We start from the raw sequence: 17,127 nt of genomic DNA, 5'->3' as shown, positions 1-17,127 counted from the left end.
GACCGCTTGACGGTAACACCCCATGATCGATTACCAAAATATCCGTCGACATAGCCGTCCGGCAACTTCGCAAGCGCGTCTTCGAACGTCGCCGGAATTGATGGAGGTGTTTCTGTGCAGGCGGTCACGGTGCCAGGCATTCGTCGCAGATCCCGCAGCCATCGTCATCCATGCTTGAGGCCGGACGAAAACCTACGACAGCACGGACATGTCGTTGCATCCGGTGCACACGTTTCATCGCGATCCGGCGGAAGAATTTCATATAGAATTCCGACAGCATATCGGCCGCGCTTCGATCCATGGCGATGCTCCGGTTCGGGGTTACACCAGACATAGTGAGCCTCGAAGGCCGTTCAAGCCGGCAGCGCGCGCCGCCAGGGACGAACCAGTTCGAATATAAGACAATCGAGCGGCCTTCTTGACGATCATCCATCCGTTTCAGATTCTTTTTATCTAACAATGGCGTTGGCCTGGTATCAGAAGAAACATTGGCTGGGGGTGGATGCAGTGCGTTCAGATCTGGTTAGTTTTGCACCGATTTGCAGACATTGCGGCCGCCCTAGAACGGCTTGTTTCTGACATTGGAAAAGTCAGAAAAACAATTTCCGTTTAAAACTTGGGGCTTTGCGGACGAGCGGATCACCTTCCGGCTTCTTGCGATCGACGACCTCCCTGGGTTGCGCACATGGTTCGAGGATGCAGAGCTATCGCGCCCTTCGTTTTGGGCGGGGTGGAAGAACGGACGCTCGACAAGGTCGAGACCTGCTCAAAGGCCCGGTGCCCCCGGTGGCTTATTTGACACGCTGCCATTCAATCCTGATTTCAGTGCCTTCCGGCCTCCGGAATTGTTCGGTCATGCGGTCGCCGTCAACCACCAGCCTCAGATCATCACGCGTTCGCACGCTGCCGACCCAGTTCGGAAATGTCGCCCCTTCGACACGGTTTCCGCTCAATTCTCCTTTTTCATCAACGGTGTAAGTTCCGAAAAACCCGATACTGCGTGACATGGCCATGCGATTTTCATCATCTGTTCCCGCACCGCGAGCGTTAGAAGCAAAACGCGGGATGCCGGCGTCGGTAAGAACTTCCACGAAGTGCATGTCGGGAGTGAAGACGAGAAGACCGTTGGGTTTCTCTCCATAGGCAGAGATATTTTTTCCACCGGGATCAATCGTCGCCGACATCATCCGCCAAGTGCCTACTACCTGATTTTCTGGGGCAGTCTGCGCGAAGGCGGAAGACGAAATGCTAAGGGCGAGAGCCAATATTATTGGTCGAATGGACATGCTGTTTCCTTTCCTGTTCATGAGGTCTGTGTTTCCAGGCCGCTGTCGCGGTTCACAGATCCTGCCGGTCGGCGGAATTCGCCACTCCCCGCTGCGCCTCAAGGGCAGCGAGGCGTACGGAAAGCGCCTCTGAGATTGAGGAATAAGCCGTGCTACCCAGCGCCAGCCGCAATGACGGTGTTTCGCTCTCGGCGGCTGATATGATTGCAGCTACGGTGCGCGCCGCATCTCCCTTGATCTCGAAGCTGCCCTCAGTGATCGCCCGGCGGACGGCGCCGGCAGGGGTTTCATCGTAGGCATCCATCGGTTTCGCGCGGACGAGATTGGCTCCGAAATTCGTGCCGGTCGGTCCCGGCTCGGCGATAATGAAGTCGATGCCGAAGGGACCCACTTCCTGTGCGAGGGATTCGACGAAGCCTTCGATACCCCACTTGGTTGCGTGATAGAGGCTGAAGCCCGGATAGGCGATCTGCCCTCCTTCGGACGAGACCTGGACGATCCGTCCCCCGCCTTGCTTTCGAAGAAGGGGCAGTGCGGCACGGATCAGATGGATGGATCCGGTAAGGTTGGTGGCGATTTGCCGGTCGATCTCTCCATTCGTGAGCTCTTCCGCAGCACCGAACAGGCCATAGCCTGCGTTGCTGACAACCACGTCTATCCGACCGTGACGCTGGAATGCGCTCCCGACGGCCGATGTAATGCTTTCCGATTCAACCAGATCGAGCCGGACGACATCCAGGCGTTCGCGGTAATCCTGCGTCAGTTGCGCCAGCGCGTCGGACCGGCGGGTTGTCGCGACCACCTTGTGTCCCTTGGCGAGCAGTTGCCGTGTCATCTCGAGGCCGAGCCCCGAGGAAGCGCCAGTGATGAACCATGTCTTGAGCATGTGAACTCCTCATCTGTTCATCTCCGAATGTAATTCAGCGACATTGGTGTTATAAGATCTTCAATATGAGATGGTGTGGTGAGGTATAATCACGAATGGTGCGTCCCAGTCTGAATGATCTGGCCGCCTTCGCGGCAGTGGCCAGCCACCGCAGCTTCCGCAGGGCTGCTGAGGTCATGGGGGTTTCGCGCTCCGCACTCAGCCACGCGATCATTGGACTGGAGGGAAAACTGGGCGTTAGGCTTTTCAACCGGACGACACGCAGCGTGTCGCTGACCCAGGCTGGCGCACGCCTCCTCGCGCGTCTCGATCCGGTTCTTCAGGATCTCGATCAGGCGCTCGATACCCTCTCGGAGGAGCGCGGCACCCCGAGCGGCACATTGCGGATCAACGCGAACAAGAGCGGAGCCCGCATCCTCCTCGCGGAAGTCGTGCCGCTTTTCCTGGATCTCTATCCCGACGTTGAGCTTGATCTGGTTTCGGAAGGTCGGCTCGTGGATATCGTGGAACAGGGTTTCGATGCCGGAGTGCGCCTGCTGGAGGCCATCCCGCGAGACATGATCGGGGTGAAGTTCGGAGGCGACGTGAGATTTATAGCCGTGGCGGCGCCATCCTATCTGGACGGTAGAGCAATACCGAACACGCCGGATGACCTGCATGCTCATTGCTGCATCCGCCAACGTCTCCCCAGCGGGAAGCGCTACCGCTGGGAGTTTTCCAAACGCAGCGCCGAGGTCGCGGTCGACGTCCCCGGCAATCTTACCCTTGATGACAATGATCTTCTCGTGCAGGCGGCGGCAGACGGACGGGGCATCGCCTATATCCCCGAGCACTTCGCCCAGCCATTTCTCGAATCGGGCCAACTTGTGACCGTTCTTGATGACTGGTGTCCGCCCATACCTGGCCTGGCGCTCTATTACCCGCGCAGCCGGCACGTGCCGTCCCCGTTACGCGCCTTCATCGACCTCCTGCGAGAGGTGGATAAGACACGATGACGGGGCGCGGGGAATGGCGTCCGACCCGCCTGATGGATTCAGGAAGACCTGCGGCACCCGAGCTGTGTTCGCATCACCGTTCGCGTAGAACTGGTGGCTTACCGGGCTGCCGGGAGGAGATTTGGTGAGACGAACCGCATTCGTCTCTCAAAGGTGATGCTGCCCTCGATTGGTTCAATATTCGATGGCGCTGATGCGAGACCGACCCCTGAACGGAGGCTACCAATGGAGGGATTATTGCCTCAATGTCTTTTCTTCCTTTCAGAGTCACCCGCGGCCTGGAGTTTGCGGCCTTCCCGCGGGATCGCCGGAGAAGGCTCTCGCTGATGCGAAGCGAAAAGCCGAACGCGTCCATTTGTGGTGAAACCCGAATTCGCAGCTCTGTCGGATCTGAGGGCACCTGAAGACAGTTCCCGGAGTGATAACGAATGGTTTTTGAAATGGTGTTGAGGTCGTTCTCGTAGATCTGCGGTAGGACACGTCGCGGTGGAGTTCGCGGCGCCCGTTAGCGACAGAATGGCCGCATGCCCATCCACGTTGTCGATCCAAGTGCCGACGCCGGCATCCCACTACCCTTCGATAATTGTCAATTCCATCTCTCTCCTTTAAGCCATGGAGGAATGTGCCCTGTCGGGAGCTATCATCGCTTAGCCTCATTCGACCATCCGCCGCCCTCAGGGGCATCAATGATCTGCAAGGCTTGCAGAAGCGGTCGCCCAAACTTAACGAATTTTCTGGCCAAAATCCTAATCTCCTTCAAGTTTTCGTCCTTGGCTTCAATCTTGTTGCCGTCCCTCACGAGGCGTTCGCCAGTGCTGTCCAGGAAATCCCACACATAGTTGGCCAAGGCCTCCGCGCCCTCTTTGCCCGCGGTAGTGGCGAGCACGAATAGCTGTGTCATGTGGTTGAGCCCGATCCCGCCGCCGGTCACCGGCGATACCATGTGATGCAGATCCATGCTGACAAGCGCCCGTTGCAGAATGTGTCGGTTCAGCGCCCTGCACTGCTCGGAGACCGTCTCCGAGGGGCCTTGGGCCGGGGCGGCAAAACCAGCCCCCGTGAGTACCGTCAGGAGATCAACAATGTCCTGAGGTTTAAGCTTTCGCAGCTTGTCGTGTTTGAGAAGTTCCTCGACACGTTTTGGTCGGTAGCCATCGTCGGCCAAAGCCTCGAGGATCAAGTCGTATTTGTCGGCGGGCAGTGCCACTTCGCCCCTCGCGCACATGATCTTTTTCGGGACATCAATCTCCGGGACTACAAGCACGAATGCCAGCGCGCACCAGGCGTCGCGATGTTCCCGACCCGGGAGTGGCCTTGCTCCCTTTGCGAAGATATCGGTGCGGAAGCGCCGGTTCACCAGAAAGTCGCGGACCGTCTCGCGCATGATCGGATGGCCAATCTGCGACACGAATCTAGTGCCCTCCTCGTTGAGCTGGAACGCATCAATGCCGTCAAGCAGCCGTGCGGAGCCGACATATGTGAGTTTGGCCTCATCGAGGCTACGGGCCATGTCGGAAAAATGCTCGAGATGCCAAACCGCATTCATATACTCGTGTCCGAGATAGTTGCGTCCCTGTTTACCCATGTGCTCCAGATGATGCCTGGCGAAAGGGTTGTCCCGAAAATAGTACGAGCCTGCCTTTGCGATTTCTTCCGCGAACTGCACCGCGCCTTCGATCATCTCGATGGGTCTCGACATCTTCCCGCCCCCATAGTCCTGGTAAAGGGACATCAGCTGCCGGATCGGTACCACTGGAGCCCAGCCGGGCAGGCAGTTATAGCTAATATACGCGACACCCCCGGGCCGAAGTTTCCGCCGGATGATGTCGGTTATGATCTTGCGGTTATTTTCCGAGATCCAGCTCCAGATGCCGTGAAGCGCTATAACATCAAAGTCCGGAAGATCCCTCCGGTTGGCAAATTCCTCGAAGGAGTCGTCGTACAGGTGAATGTCGGCTCGAGACGCATCGGCCAGTTTGCGAGCTTCGACTGTTTGCGCTGGATTGAAGTCAGTACCCCAGTAAGTTCCGGAAGACGCCGCCGCAAGCATATTGATCGTAACCCCCTGCCCGAAGCCTAGCTCCAGATAGGACGGCGCATCGGGCAGTTGCGGCTCTACGGCATTGCACAGGCATGCCAGGCGCAACATCGCCGGGTTCATTTCCGGATAGTATCCATGGGTATAATTGAGGTCAGTGAAGTAGCCGTATGACCATGCCATCAGGAAGTCTCCAGGACACGTTCAAGGCTCGCGCCTGTCGTCCTTTGTTGTTGGTTTTGAAAAGAAGTAAGCGACATTGGCCGGCACCACGCGTTACAGGGGGAAACCGACGGCGACACATTCCATTCCCGTGAATGAAACCGTCATGACCTCGACGCCTTGCGGGAACCGGATACCCGAGGAAGACGGTCGATTGTCACTGGCTAGGACGAGTCCCCTCAGCCGAACGACTCGTCGGCGGATCCGGTGACCCGGCAGCCATCGCTCACCGATGCAGCCGGATAGGGACAAGGAGTGACACGGCTCGGCGTCTTATGCGAAAATCGCGCCGGTCATCTTCAAGGACATATCCCAGAGCCGCGCCGCCGCGCCGCTATCCAACGCCTGCTTCGGGGGCGTCTCCTCGACGGGATATCCGCGCATCCCGCCCATTCGGTCAGGTCCATAGTACGCGCCGTCCCGTGCCACCGGATCGGTCCCAGCGTAGAGCGTCGGCAAGGCGCCTTGCCAAGCGGGTTGGAACAGGAAGGGCAGGAAACGGCGCAGCATTCCGGGCAGGCTCGACCGCCCCGAGCCGTTCACAATCAGGTCGGTGCGTGTGATGCCCGGATGGGCCGCCAGGCTTTCAACGCCCCATCCCGCCGCCTTGCTGCGCCGGCTCATCTCGAAGGCGAACATGATGCAAGCAAGCTTGGACTGGCCATAGACCCGCATCGGCTTGTAGCTGCGCTCGGCCTGCAGGTCATCGAAGTCGATCGCGGCGCCGCGCGCCGCCACGCTGCCGAGGGTCACGACGCGCGGCCTATGCCCACGCTTCAAGAGCGACAGCAGATGAGCCGTGAGGGCGAAATGGCCGAGATAGTTCGTTCCAAACTGGAGTTCGAAGCCATCGCTGGTCTCGCGTCGCACCGGCGGTCTCATGACTCCGGCATTGTTGATCAGAAGGTCGAGCCTGTCCTGCTCCTGCGCGAGCCGCGCCGCAAAACTGGCGATCGACGCAAGGTCTGCGAGATCCACTTGTCCGAACCGCACCTGCGCGCCAGGCACCGCATGTCGGATCGCGGCCACGGCTTCAGCACCCTTTTGAGCATTGCGCCCGGCGATCACGACGCGGGCGCCGGCGCGGGTCAGAGCTAGCGCGTCCTCGTAGCCCAGCCCCCCGGTGCCGGTCACCACGACCGCGCGGTCCTGTTGAGATGCAATATTACTGGCCGTCCACTTGGTCATCTACGATCCTTTCTTCTTGCAAGGCGGAGGAGGGTCGAGCGATTCTTGCCTCGACGCACTATGTTCGTCTTCATCCTCAAGATGCCAGTTGCGGCGCAAACTGCCATGCCTGAAGGCGTAAAAAACATGCCTGATTCTACGACCATGCCTACCAAGCACGCATCGCTAGCAACCGATCCAGGTCAATCGTCCGAAGGCTTCAGGCCGCATAAAAACGGTGAGACCGCCAGCCGCCAAACCGGTCAGCCCGACGAAGGCACCCTTTTCAGCGCTCACATTGAGGTGAACAGCGAGGTCGCAACACGATGAAGGCGCTGAGGCAAGCAAGCAGCAGCACAAATGCCCCGCTTTCGACCAGCACACTCCAGTTTCTTCGACTGACGCGGGTGACCAATTCAGCAATGGCGAGATTGGGAACTTCAAAAAAGAACACAATGATCGCGTCGAACTAGCCGCTGAAGTCCGGCTCGCGACCGAACCCTCCGACCAGCACGGACCAGAGCCATCTTCCACTCGATAGAGTCACGATCCGATCGTCAGCGCGAACAGCCTGACTGCCCAGGCGCGATGCTGATCCTAATTGCCGGCCGGGCTCGGGCATAGGCCATGGCGGCGCGGCGCACCATCTACGCGCCGCAGAAGCCAAAGCCCGTATCCATCAGCGGGCCGCCGATCATACCTCTTCTCAATATGAAGCGAAGGCCATCAACCCCGGCCAAGCCGGCCGAAGGGACCTAGGTTCGATCGAGCCAACGATTGAGGGCGGGAACGCCGAGTGCCACCGCTTGGCCGGGCGAGTTCCCGACCAACAGGCGAGGAACTTTCCGCTATGGCGCTTGTGTTGAATCGCACATCATTGTGCGCTCCCTTTCGAAGGCATGGCTGCTGCCCGGGTGGGTCGCGGAAGCTTCTTTATCGCTTCATTGCGCGCGGCGAAGCACCATGGTCCGGCCGAGAAGGGTGGTGCCCCTATAGGCGCGGAGTTCCAGTTTTCCGCTCACAAGCGTTGCTCGGGCGGAATGGGTCTGGCCAGTCGCTCCGCTGTAGAAATTTCCGCCTTCCCAGCGGCCGTCAGCAGCATCCCACTTGAGGTTGGTCACCAGAACAGCTCGCTCCAGAGAACGGCTCCTGAGGTTCGGATCCGGATTCAGGGTGTCCTTCTTGAAGGTCTTGCCATCAGCCTCGACCAGAAGCTTTCCGTAGAGGACCCGGGCCGCATAGGTTTCTCCGGCGTCGAACATCTCAAGTTTAAGGTTGCCGTCCTCGGACTCCCATACGCCGACAATCTGATCCGGCGAAGAGGCCTGTGCGAAAGCCTCCCCAACCGGGAGACCTGTCATTCCTGCCGAGAGCACTGCAGCCAGCAACAGGCCCATTAGTGATTTCACCATTCTATGCTTCCTTTTTGACGGTTTAGGGCGGACATCGACAAGAGAGTCGTGCGCGCCAGACGCTGTGGATGCCAATGATCCAGCGGCTCTCCTGAAAAGGAGCGCGGTCTTGGAACCGGCCGGACAACTGCCGGGACATTGCGCCCGTGAAGCTACATGCTCGCTGCGCGGCGCCGAATGCCCAGAAGCTCAAATTTCCTGCCTGATCCTACAGTTGAGCAAAGCGAGTATGGCTCATCCCAGCTCGCGCAGCAGTTCGTGAAGAGGCGAGCAAGCCGGCCTTCGTTCGAGCCGCCAATGCTGCCTCCTCTCCCTCCCGCCAGTGATCTGAGCAAAGCGGATCCCCTTGACATTTGTTTGGTACCTCACGTATTTGTTAGGTAGCTAGCAAAATTGGAACATGCGTTGATGGATCGGGAGCGGAAAGATACAGATCGCGAACTTATCGGAGCCTGGACAAAGCGATGCTACTTCGCCGGACGGGCGGTCATGGACTCTGCCCTGCGTCCCTATGATCTCGGATCCGTGCAATGGTACGTGCTCTACCAGCTCGCGACTGCCGGGCCGACCATGCAGCGGGATCTCGTGCGGTTGCTTACGATCGAACGCGCCACAATGACCGGCATTGTCGCGACCCTCGTGCGCAAGGGTCTCGTCGGGCAAGAGCCCGACCGGGTTGATCAGCGCCAGAAGCTTCTACGCATTACCGCCACCGGCGCCAAGTTGTGGGGCGAGCTGCCCGATCTCTCTTTCATCCGCTCGGTCGCGTTCGACGGCATCGACGAGGCCGACATCGCGGTCGCGGTCCGGGTTCTTCAGACCGCAACGGAGCGTCTCGAAAACCAGCTACAGAAAGGAACAGCGTCATGACAGTCTTGGTAACCGGCGCAACAGGGCTCGTCGGAGCCCGCCTTCTTCCGCGCCTTGTCGAAGCAGCGGCGAATTGCCGTGTCCTGATGCGTGGCGGGAAGCAGGCGCCTCCCGGCGTCAGCGCGGCAGAAGCGGACCTCCTCGATCCCGCGTCCCTCATGCGGGCGGTAGAGGGCGTTTCGGCGATCATCCATCTCGCTGCGGTTTTCCGCACGCCCGACACCGATCTTATCTGGAAGAGCAACCTCGAAGGCACGCGCAACCTCATCGCCGCGGCAAAGGCGCGTGCGCCCGAGGCACGTTTCATCATGGCAAGCACGTCCAATGTCTATGACGCGGACAGCCCGTGCCCTGGCCGTGAGGACGATGCGGCCAACCCGCAACAAGCCTATCCGGCCAGCAAGCTCGCCGCCGAGAACGCGCTACGTGAAAGCGGGCTAAACTGGGCGATCCAGCGGTTCGGCTTCGTCTATGGCGACAAGGACGGACATCTCGAAGAGTTGCCGCGATTGGTCACAAACTTCAAAATGCAGCCGGCCCAAAGGATGAGCATGGTTCATCATCGCGACATCGCAACCGCCATGAACCTCGCCCTGACCGGCGCTATGGATGGGCGCATCGTCAATATCGCCGATGAGGCGCCCACTTCGATCTACGAGCTTGTTGCGCTGGTCGGCGGAACAATGGAACCGTCTTCGGCACCGCTCGGCAATCCCTGGCGCCTCCACATGGATGTCTCACTCGCTCGCAGTATTGGTTTTCGGCCGATCGTGAGGACCGTTTATCAGGCAATGCAGGAAAACCTGATGTGACGCCGCCGTCGGCAGCTGACGGCCGGAGGAATATCCGCGCCACTCACAATGGCATTTCTTCGCAGCAAGGCCGCTCCGAACCGAGGCTGCAAGGGGCGACCTGCTGCAACACGGCCTTACGCTGTTCGCGCCTTGCGGCTGGCGTACTGGCTATACATGCGCTGATGGTTCAGCGCGTCCTGCTTTGGGGCAACGCCGAACATCCGCGAGTATTCGCGGCTGAACTGCGAAGCGCTTTCGTAGCCGACCTTGTAGGCGGCTTCCTCGACGCTTGCAGCGTCCGCGACCATCAGGCGTCGTGACTCAAGGAGGCGCAGCTGCTTCTGGAACTGAAGCGGTGTCACCGAGGTGAGCTGCTTGAAATGCTGGTGAAACGATGACGGGCTCATGCGCGCCACCTCGGCCATTTGTTCTACACGCAGCGTCTGGGCGAAATTTGCGCGCAGGAAATAAATGGCCTTGGCAACCCGCATGAAATTCGATTCCGGCACGGCCAAGCTGCAGAGTTCGGCGCCGTGCGGGCCGGTCAGAAGCCAATAGCAGATCTCCCGCATGACAGATGGGTAGAGGATCGGGATTGCCTTCGGCGTCTGGGACATTCGGATCAGGCGCAGCACGCATTCCGCCAAAGGTTCGTCAACCATTCCGACGAACACGGATGGACCGGGCGTGGCAGGCGAAACCGGTGGCGTCTCCAACTGCTCCAACACCTCGCGCAGCATCGTCACGTCAAGATCGATGGTGACGCCGATATAGGGCACCTGCGGACTTGCGTCGACGACCCGCCCGCTGGCCGGCATTTCCATGCTCACGACCAAGCATTCCATGGCGCCATAGCGAAGCGTCTCTTCGCCGAAGAGAATTTCCTTTGCGCCCTGAGCCACCACGCAGAGCGACGGACGATAGATCTGCCGCATAGGCATCCGCTGCTGGTAGGAACGGATGATGTTGACGTTCTCGATCTGCGTCGGAAACAGGCCTTCACCGCCGCCCTGGTTTTCGATGTATGCGGTGATCCCGTCAAGCAGCGATGACGACACGCGAACCTCCGGTTGGTTTCGAGGCCAACGCAGCACTCGCCCTTCCGCCGGCAGCATATCGCCGCCTGTAGGAATAGGCAAGTTTATTGAGGTATTCGGCATTCTGGTCATGGAAGACTTCCTCTAGCTTGATGACGTCACTCACAGCCAGGGAAGCACCAAGCATGACAGAAACGGCCGCTTCGTCAATAGATAAGCACGCTGATCTGCCCACCATATCTACTGCGAGCGGCGATGAGTACGTTGAGGGTCGGCGGGCCACAATGCTGCTTATTACGCTATTTCTTGTCAGCGCCACGTCCCAGATCGACCGGATGCTTCCCTTCGTCCTGGCCGAGTCAATCAAGGAAGAACTCGATCTGAGCGACACCGAGATGGGCTTGCTCACGGGCCTCGCCTTTGCGGTCTGCTACACGCTGCTGTCGATGCCCCTCGCCCGCGCCGCCGATCGAGGATCGCCCCGTTCCGCCCTCGTTTTATGCATCTTGCTCTGGAGCGCTATGACATTGCTCGGCGGCCTCGCCATGAGCTTCCTGTTCCTTGCCTTTACCCGCTTCGGTGTCGCGTTCGGCGAGGCCGGCGGAACGCCCTCCAGCCACGCGATCATCGCCCGGAAGATCCCGCCCGCGCACCGCGGGCTGGCGCTCGGCATTTTCTCAATGGGCATTCCACTCGGCACCATGGTGGGCTTCGGCGCCGGCGGCGCTATCGGCGATACGCTCGGCTGGCGTACAGCGCTGGTAGGGGCCGGCGCCATGGGCGTGCTGATCGGTTTGCTGGCGCTCCTCGTCGTCGGTCCGACCCCACCGCTCAAGCGCTCGGCCGCCACGAGCGAACCTTTCCTGCGGTCGAGCTTGCAACTGCTTTCGTCCCCGTCATTTCGTTGGCTGTTTATCGGCTCGATCGCACTCGGTTTCGCCGCGGCACCGTTCTACGCTTTCGCGGTTCCTTTCCTGATCCGCACCCACGACTTCAGCGCCAGCGAAGCCGGGCTCGCGTTCGGACTGCTGCAGGGCCTGATGGGGATTTGCGGAACACTGATAGGTGGGCGCCTGTTTGACCGCGCAGTGCGCTCCCGCACCGGCAGGTTGCTCGGGCCGCCCGCATTCCTGTTCATGGTCGCAAGCCTGACAACGACCGCTGCGTTGCTCGCGCCGGTCGGGTGGCTTTCTATCCTCCTTTTCGTCCCCGGCATGTTGTCCTTCGCGTTTCTTCTGCCCTGGTGCTTCGGCGCTGCCCATTTGGTGGCAGGCAAGGGCAAGGAGGCGATGGCGACGAGCCTCGCGATGATCGGCTCCGGTCTTCTGGGGCCGGCACTCGGCCCCCTTATCGTTGGCATGATCAGCGATGCAGCGACAGCGGCGCAGGTTCCCAACGGCCTTGGGCTCGGTCTGCTCACCGTCCCAGTCGCAAGCATCCTGACCGGCATCGCCATGCTGATCGCAAACCAGCGCATTGCTGCCTCGCTACGGCGGCCGTGACTGCCGAAGGGCCACGGCCGCAACCCCCGACTTTCACGAATTTCTGCGAAAGAGAGGTTCTTTCCATGTCCGACCCGATAACGCCCGTCGCACCGTCTTGGCGCTCGCCGCCGCCCCAGCGTCAGCAGGTCCGCGTCCATGCCCCCTCTGGCCGCATCTGCAAACCGGAGGATGTAGCCATGGCCATCGCCGCCTTGTGCGCGGGAGACGGCGAGTGGATCAACAGCCACCTCGTCTCCGCCAACGGAGGCTTCCTCTGATCGGCCGGGGCGAGTTTCGCGCCGCCGTGTGGCGCCGCAACGGGACGGACGATCAGCAACGCAATGCGGGCAATAATCAGGAGAAACTGCATGGTTGAGTTGGTCGTCAATGGAAGGTCGTTGAGCGTCGACGCCGAGGTCGACAAACCCCTCCTCTGGGTGCTCCGTGAGGATCTCGGGCTGCTCGGCCCGAAATACGGATGCGGCATTGCCCAATGCGGGGCTTGCCGGGTCCTCATCGACGGAAAGTCCACTCCCTCCTGCATCACGCCAGTCGGTTCCATCGCGGGCGCGTCGGTGGTGACCGTAGAGGGACTGGCTCAGGCGAACGGCGCCCTATCGGCAGTGCAGCAGGCGTGGCTCGACGAGCAGGTGCCGCAATGCGGATTTTGCCAACCGGGCTTCATCGTCGCCACCACGGCGCTGCTGGAGGCGAAGCCACGTCCGACAGACGCCGACATTGATGAGGCGATCACCAATATCTGCCGCTGTGGGACCTACCCGCGCATCCGCCGCGCGATCCATCGCGCCGCCGCCATGTTGGCCGAGCGTTGAGGAGACAGTCATGGCCCGTTTTCTCTCCCGTCGCGGCTTCCTGATCACCGGCGCGGCCCTTGGCGGCACCGCCCTTGTCGCCGCTGTCGGCGGCGTCGGCTATCTCGCCACCGTCGATGTCGACGGCCTTCACGGCCATCTCAACGGCGAGCGGGCCGCGCTCAATGCATTCCTCATCATCCAGAGCGACGGCCGGGTGGTCGTCAATGTTCCGCGCACCGAGATGGGCCAGGGCATCCATACCGGCCTTGCCATGGTGGTGGCCGAGGAACTGGATATCCCTTTCGACGACCGCATCACTGTCGAATTCCCGACGGAGGCGCATCCGGCCTATTCCGTGTGGTTCAACATGCTGCAGATCCGCCCGGAAGAGGCGTCCGGACCGGTTGTTTGGGTGGGTCGGCGCGTGCTGGGGCAGCTGGGCTTCATCGCCACCGGAGCGTCAGGCTCGACGATGGGTATGTGGCACCCGATGCGCGTGGCCGGTGCTTCGGCCCGCTACATGCTGCTGGCGGCGGCGGCGGCGCGGCTGGATGTGCCGGCCGCGGAGCTTGCCACCGGCGACGGGTTTGTTCAACACGTGTCCTCGGGCCAGCGGCTGTCCTACGGCGAGCTTGCCCGCGAGGCCGCCCTCCTGCCACCACCCGATCGTCCAGCGCTGAAACCCGCCTCTGAATGGCGGATCATCGGCCGGTCGCAGCCGCGGGTCGATCTCCCTGCCAAAGTGCGGGGTGAGCCGGTCTTCGGCATGGACATTGCTCTGCCTGACATGGTCCATGCCGCCATTCGGCATGCGCCGGTCTTCGGAGCCAAGGTGGGCCGCGTCGTTAATGAGGCCGAGGTTCGTGCTGCGCCCGGCGTGCATGACGTCGCCGTCATCGAGGGGCAGAAGGTGGCTGTGGTCGCGGCTTCCTGGTGGCACGCCGAGCAGGCCGCCTGGCTTCTCGATATCGAGTGGACCAAGACCGATGCTGACGGTGTCAGCAGCACCGAGATGTCAGCGCGACTTCGATCCGCGCTCGCAAGCACGACCCCGTACGAGCATATCGACGACGGCGACGCCAATTCCGTGATCACAAATGCTTCGACGGTGGTCAAGGCGGAATACACGGTGCCGTTCCTTCCCCATGCCTGCATGGAGCCGATCAATGCGACTGTGCTCGTCCGCGACGACTTGACTGCAGAGACGTGGGTTTCCTCGCAGTCGCCGATGGCCGTGCGGCAGGGCGTAGCCCGTGGCGCGGGGTTGGCGGGAGTCGAGCCAACCTCGGTGACCTGCAACATCACCATGAACGGCGGCGCCTTCGGCCGGCGCAGCGATCAGGACGTGGTGGCCGAGGCAGCTTTCCTCGCGGCGCGGCACCGTGGGCGACCGGTCAAACTGATCTGGTCGCGCGAGGAGGACATCGCATGCGGGCTATTCCGCAGCCATGCAGCTGCCCGACTGCGCGCTGCCCTCGGGCCGGACGGCCTGCCGGTTGCCTATGACGCGCTTGTCGCGACGCAATCAGTCATCGAATCGATCGCCAGCCGCAACCTGCCCGTCAACCCCGGTCCCGATGGGGATCGCATTTCGGTCGAGGGGTTGGACAAGCTGCACTACGCCGTCCCCAACCGTCGGATCCGCAGCCAGCATGTACCCAGCCACATGCCGATCCACTTCTGGCGATCGAACGGCTTCTCGTTCAACACCTTCTTCACAGAGAGCTTCATCGATGAATGCGCCCTGGCTGCCAGGGCGGATCCTTTGGCCTATCGCAGGGCACTTCTTCGGGGCAGTCCGCGCCACCTCGCCGTGCTCAACCGCGTGGCCGAGTTGGCCAAATGGGGCACGCCTATGGCGCCAGGTCGCGGACGCGGCATCGCCATCGAGGAGTGCTATCGCAGCGTCGTGGCGCAGGTGGCCGAGGTGACGGTGGCCGCAGACGGTGAAATCAGAGTGGACCGCGTCTTCTGTGCAATCGATGCGGGGCTCGTAATCAACCCCGACGCTGTGATCGCCCAGATGGAGGGCGGCATCAGCTTCGGCGTGACGACCGCGCTGATGAGCGCGATCTCGCTTGATGGTGGCGCGGTCGTGGAATCGAACTTTCACGATTTCCCTATGCAGCGTCTGGCCAATGCGCCGGCGATAGAGGTCGCGATCGTCGACAGCGGCCTGCCGCCGGGCGGGGCGGGCGAGCCGGGGATCGTGCCCGTTGCCGGCGCGATCGCTAACGCCATCCACGCAGCCACCGGCCGGCGGATACGCTCGTTACCGCTGGCCGTCACCGAGACTGTCGACGAACGCCGAACCCGGACCGTTTTGCCCCCCGCCGCGACGTGAGGCGTGTGTGCTCGCCTCGGATCAGGAAAGCTCATGCCGGACGAACCGACGAGAATTGCCACTGATCCTGTCTATCTGCGGGCGGCTTCAGAACCACCGGGGGCGGCCCGCCTCCCTTCAGGTCGCGCGGTCCGCATCCGGCGAAAGCTGCCCCAGTCATCGATCGAAGAGGAATGGCATTATGGATTTTGACCCGATAGCAGCGATCATGGCGTGGATCGGCGCGTATGGGCTCGTTGGTCTTTTCGCCATCGCGCTGGCCGAGCGCTTCGTGCCGGTCATCCCATCCTACGGGCTGCTGCTGGCGATCGGAATCGGCGCAGCGGACGAGGCCTGGTCGCTGCCCGCTGCATTCCTTTCGACAGTCGCTGGCGGTATGCTCGGCTGCGCAGCCTTGTTTTACACCCTGCGGGGGATGGGCACCGCGCGGTCCGTGCGCCTCCTGAACAGAGCCGGGCGGATCTTCGGAATGTCAGTCGATCGCATTGAGCGCGGGACTGCGTCATTCCGCAGGAATCAGGCAACGCTTGCGTTCGCTCTCCAGCTCGTCCCGACCGTCCGGCTGTTCGCTCCGGCCTTCGCCGCCATTCTGCGCGGAAGGTCGCGTAGCGTCCTCGTGGCATCGGCAGCCGGCATAGCCGCCTGGAACGGGCTGTTCATCGGCATCGGCTTCTACGCCTCCCACACGATCGAGACGGGGAACATGACGGTCCTCGCTTTGGCAGCCCTGGCCTGCCTGCTCGTTACAGAAGTAGCCCTATTCTGGCTCGCACGATGGGTTCGCGCCCGTCGCAGACGGGGGGCCGCGCTATGCCAAACCTGATGACATCTGGCGGGGGCGCGCAATCGGCAGTGCTACCGGGCCAAGAACATGTTCGGGGTGATATCCAATGAAACAGCAGCGTATAGCCGAGACGTTCGGCTTCTTACGAGCATGGCTTAAGAACCCTCTGCGCGTCGCCGCCGTCGCACCGTCGGGACGGGCGCTGGCCAACCTCATCACCTGCGAAATCTCGCGCGAGACCGGCCCGGTGATCGAGCTTGGGCCCGGCACGGGCGCATTCACACGCGCCCTGATCGCCCGTGGCGTCAGAGAGGAAGACCTAACGCTGATCGAGTTCGGGTCCGAGTTCGCCGCTGCGCTCCATTTCCATTATCCAAGAGCGCGCACGCTTTGGATGGATGCCGCCCGCCTGCGTACGATCGACCTCTTCGACGGGAGGCTAGCCGGTGCCGTGGTCAGCGGCCTGCCTGTGCTGTCGATGCCGCCCCGTAAGGTGATCGCGATCCTGACCGGCGCATTCCGCAAGATGAGGCCGGACGGCGCCTTCTATCAGTTTACCTACGGCCCGCGTTGTCCGGTTCCGCTTCGATTATTGGACCACCTCGGGCTCCAGGCGGAACGGATCGGTGGCACGCTCGTCAACCTTCCTCCGGCGGCTGTCTACCGGATCAGACGCACGCACCCCAATCCTTTCCACCTTGATCGCGTCTCATTGCGACAGCGCGAGCTCGCTGGATAAAAACTGGAAAGGCGCGAACGGAGCTCTGATTGGTCCAAGCTGGCGTCTTCGAGCGATTACCTGCGCAACAACCTTTATGTCGCCGCGAGTGGCATGTCCTGCCAACCCGTGAAGCACGCGGTTTTAACCATTGGGCGGATCGGCTGCTTTCGCGACCGATAGGGACGGCACGGGCGGCGATGTCGAAATTCCCTGGGGTATTTCCGCTGAAGGAGGCAAGAGCTGCACCTTGCCTCCTTCTAGAATCTTACAGG

Annotated in this window: 16 protein-coding genes; 9 read left to right on the top strand and 7 right to left on the bottom strand. The window is 61.4% G+C overall.

Going from position 1 to position 17,127, the window contains the following annotated elements:
* Window positions 1–124 precede the first annotated feature (124 nt).
* The 3 genes from HFO71_RS34815 to HFO71_RS34805 form a co-directional block, all read right to left on the bottom strand.
* A complete protein-coding gene (locus HFO71_RS34815; RefSeq protein WP_231285539.1) occupies window positions 125–460 on the bottom strand; it encodes a hypothetical protein in 336 nt (111 codons plus the stop codon).
* Between the two features lie 331 nt (window positions 461–791).
* Window positions 792–1,286 (bottom strand): lipocalin-like domain-containing protein, encoded by a 495-nt coding sequence (locus tag HFO71_RS34810; protein ID WP_077976743.1) that lies wholly within the window; start codon window positions 1,284–1,286, stop codon window positions 792–794.
* Window positions 1,287–1,338: 52 nt separating this feature from the next.
* Window positions 1,339–2,172, bottom strand: coding sequence for an SDR family oxidoreductase (locus HFO71_RS34805; protein ID WP_077976742.1), 834 nt, complete (start codon window positions 2,170–2,172; stop codon window positions 1,339–1,341).
* 95 nt (window positions 2,173–2,267) lie between these two features.
* Here HFO71_RS34805 and HFO71_RS34800 point away from each other — a divergent pair, with 95 nt between their 5' ends.
* Entirely contained in the window at window positions 2,268–3,167 is a 900-nt protein-coding gene (locus HFO71_RS34800; protein WP_077976741.1) for a LysR family transcriptional regulator, read from the top strand.
* A gap of 640 nt (window positions 3,168–3,807) precedes the next feature.
* Here HFO71_RS34800 and HFO71_RS34795 read toward each other — a convergent pair.
* Together HFO71_RS34795 and HFO71_RS34790 are read right to left on the bottom strand one after the other, a co-directional pair.
* Window positions 3,808–5,388 carry a methyltransferase regulatory domain-containing protein gene (locus HFO71_RS34795; protein WP_077976740.1) on the bottom strand — a complete coding sequence of 527 codons (1,581 nt, stop codon included), beginning with the start codon at window positions 5,386–5,388 and terminating at the stop codon, window positions 3,808–3,810.
* A gap of 312 nt (window positions 5,389–5,700) precedes the next feature.
* On the bottom strand, window positions 5,701–6,615 hold the full coding sequence (locus tag HFO71_RS34790) for an SDR family oxidoreductase (protein WP_131642908.1): 915 nt from the start codon (window positions 6,613–6,615) through the stop codon (window positions 5,701–5,703).
* 60 nt (window positions 6,616–6,675) lie between these two features.
* On the opposite strand from HFO71_RS34790, the gene HFO71_RS34785 reads away from it, so the two are divergent.
* Window positions 6,676–6,924 carry a hypothetical protein gene (locus HFO71_RS34785; RefSeq protein WP_077976738.1) on the top strand — a complete coding sequence of 83 codons (249 nt, stop codon included), beginning with the start codon at window positions 6,676–6,678 and terminating at the stop codon, window positions 6,922–6,924.
* Window positions 6,925–7,535: 611 nt separating this feature from the next.
* Here HFO71_RS34785 and HFO71_RS34780 read toward each other — a convergent pair.
* A complete protein-coding gene (locus tag HFO71_RS34780) occupies window positions 7,536–8,006 on the bottom strand; it encodes a DUF2147 domain-containing protein (RefSeq protein WP_077976737.1) in 471 nt (156 codons plus the stop codon).
* A 408-nt stretch (window positions 8,007–8,414) separates the two neighbouring features.
* On the opposite strand from HFO71_RS34780, the gene HFO71_RS34775 reads away from it, so the two are divergent.
* Complete coding sequence (locus HFO71_RS34775; protein ID WP_077976736.1) at window positions 8,415–8,876, top strand: MarR family winged helix-turn-helix transcriptional regulator; 462 nt, start codon at window positions 8,415–8,417, stop codon at window positions 8,874–8,876.
* Window positions 8,873–9,688 (top strand): NAD-dependent epimerase/dehydratase family protein, encoded by an 816-nt coding sequence (locus tag HFO71_RS34770; RefSeq protein WP_077976735.1) that lies wholly within the window; start codon window positions 8,873–8,875, stop codon window positions 9,686–9,688. The genes HFO71_RS34775 and HFO71_RS34770 overlap by 4 nt, the downstream gene beginning before the upstream one ends.
* A 116-nt stretch (window positions 9,689–9,804) precedes the next feature.
* Here HFO71_RS34770 and HFO71_RS34765 read toward each other — a convergent pair whose 3' ends face one another.
* Entirely contained in the window at window positions 9,805–10,728 is a 924-nt protein-coding gene (locus tag HFO71_RS34765; protein WP_170269571.1) for an AraC family transcriptional regulator, read from the bottom strand.
* 164 nt (window positions 10,729–10,892) lie between these two features.
* Between HFO71_RS34765 and HFO71_RS34760 the strand changes: the two genes are divergently transcribed.
* From HFO71_RS34760 to HFO71_RS34740, 5 genes are all read left to right on the top strand, one after another.
* Window positions 10,893–12,209 (top strand): MFS transporter, encoded by a 1,317-nt coding sequence (locus tag HFO71_RS34760; RefSeq protein ID WP_077976732.1) that lies wholly within the window; start codon window positions 10,893–10,895, stop codon window positions 12,207–12,209.
* Window positions 12,210–12,559: 350 nt separating this feature from the next.
* Complete coding sequence (locus HFO71_RS34755; protein WP_077976730.1) at window positions 12,560–13,024, top strand: (2Fe-2S)-binding protein; 465 nt, start codon at window positions 12,560–12,562, stop codon at window positions 13,022–13,024.
* A 10-nt stretch (window positions 13,025–13,034) separates the two neighbouring features.
* Window positions 13,035–15,350 (top strand): xanthine dehydrogenase family protein molybdopterin-binding subunit, encoded by a 2,316-nt coding sequence (locus HFO71_RS34750; RefSeq protein ID WP_077976729.1) that lies wholly within the window; start codon window positions 13,035–13,037, stop codon window positions 15,348–15,350.
* A 181-nt stretch (window positions 15,351–15,531) separates the two neighbouring features.
* Window positions 15,532–16,173, top strand: coding sequence for a DedA family protein (locus HFO71_RS34745; RefSeq protein WP_077976728.1), 642 nt, complete (start codon window positions 15,532–15,534; stop codon window positions 16,171–16,173).
* 67 nt (window positions 16,174–16,240) lie between these two features.
* Window positions 16,241–16,873 (top strand): class I SAM-dependent methyltransferase, encoded by a 633-nt coding sequence (locus HFO71_RS34740; RefSeq protein ID WP_206117055.1) that lies wholly within the window; start codon window positions 16,241–16,243, stop codon window positions 16,871–16,873.
* Window positions 16,874–17,127: the final 254 nt, after the last annotated feature.

The sequence above is a fragment of the Rhizobium laguerreae genome (assembly GCF_019778565.1).
Taxonomy (GTDB): domain Bacteria; phylum Pseudomonadota; class Alphaproteobacteria; order Rhizobiales; family Rhizobiaceae; genus Rhizobium; species Rhizobium laguerreae.
This window is presented reverse-complemented; position numbering and strand designations above follow the sequence as displayed.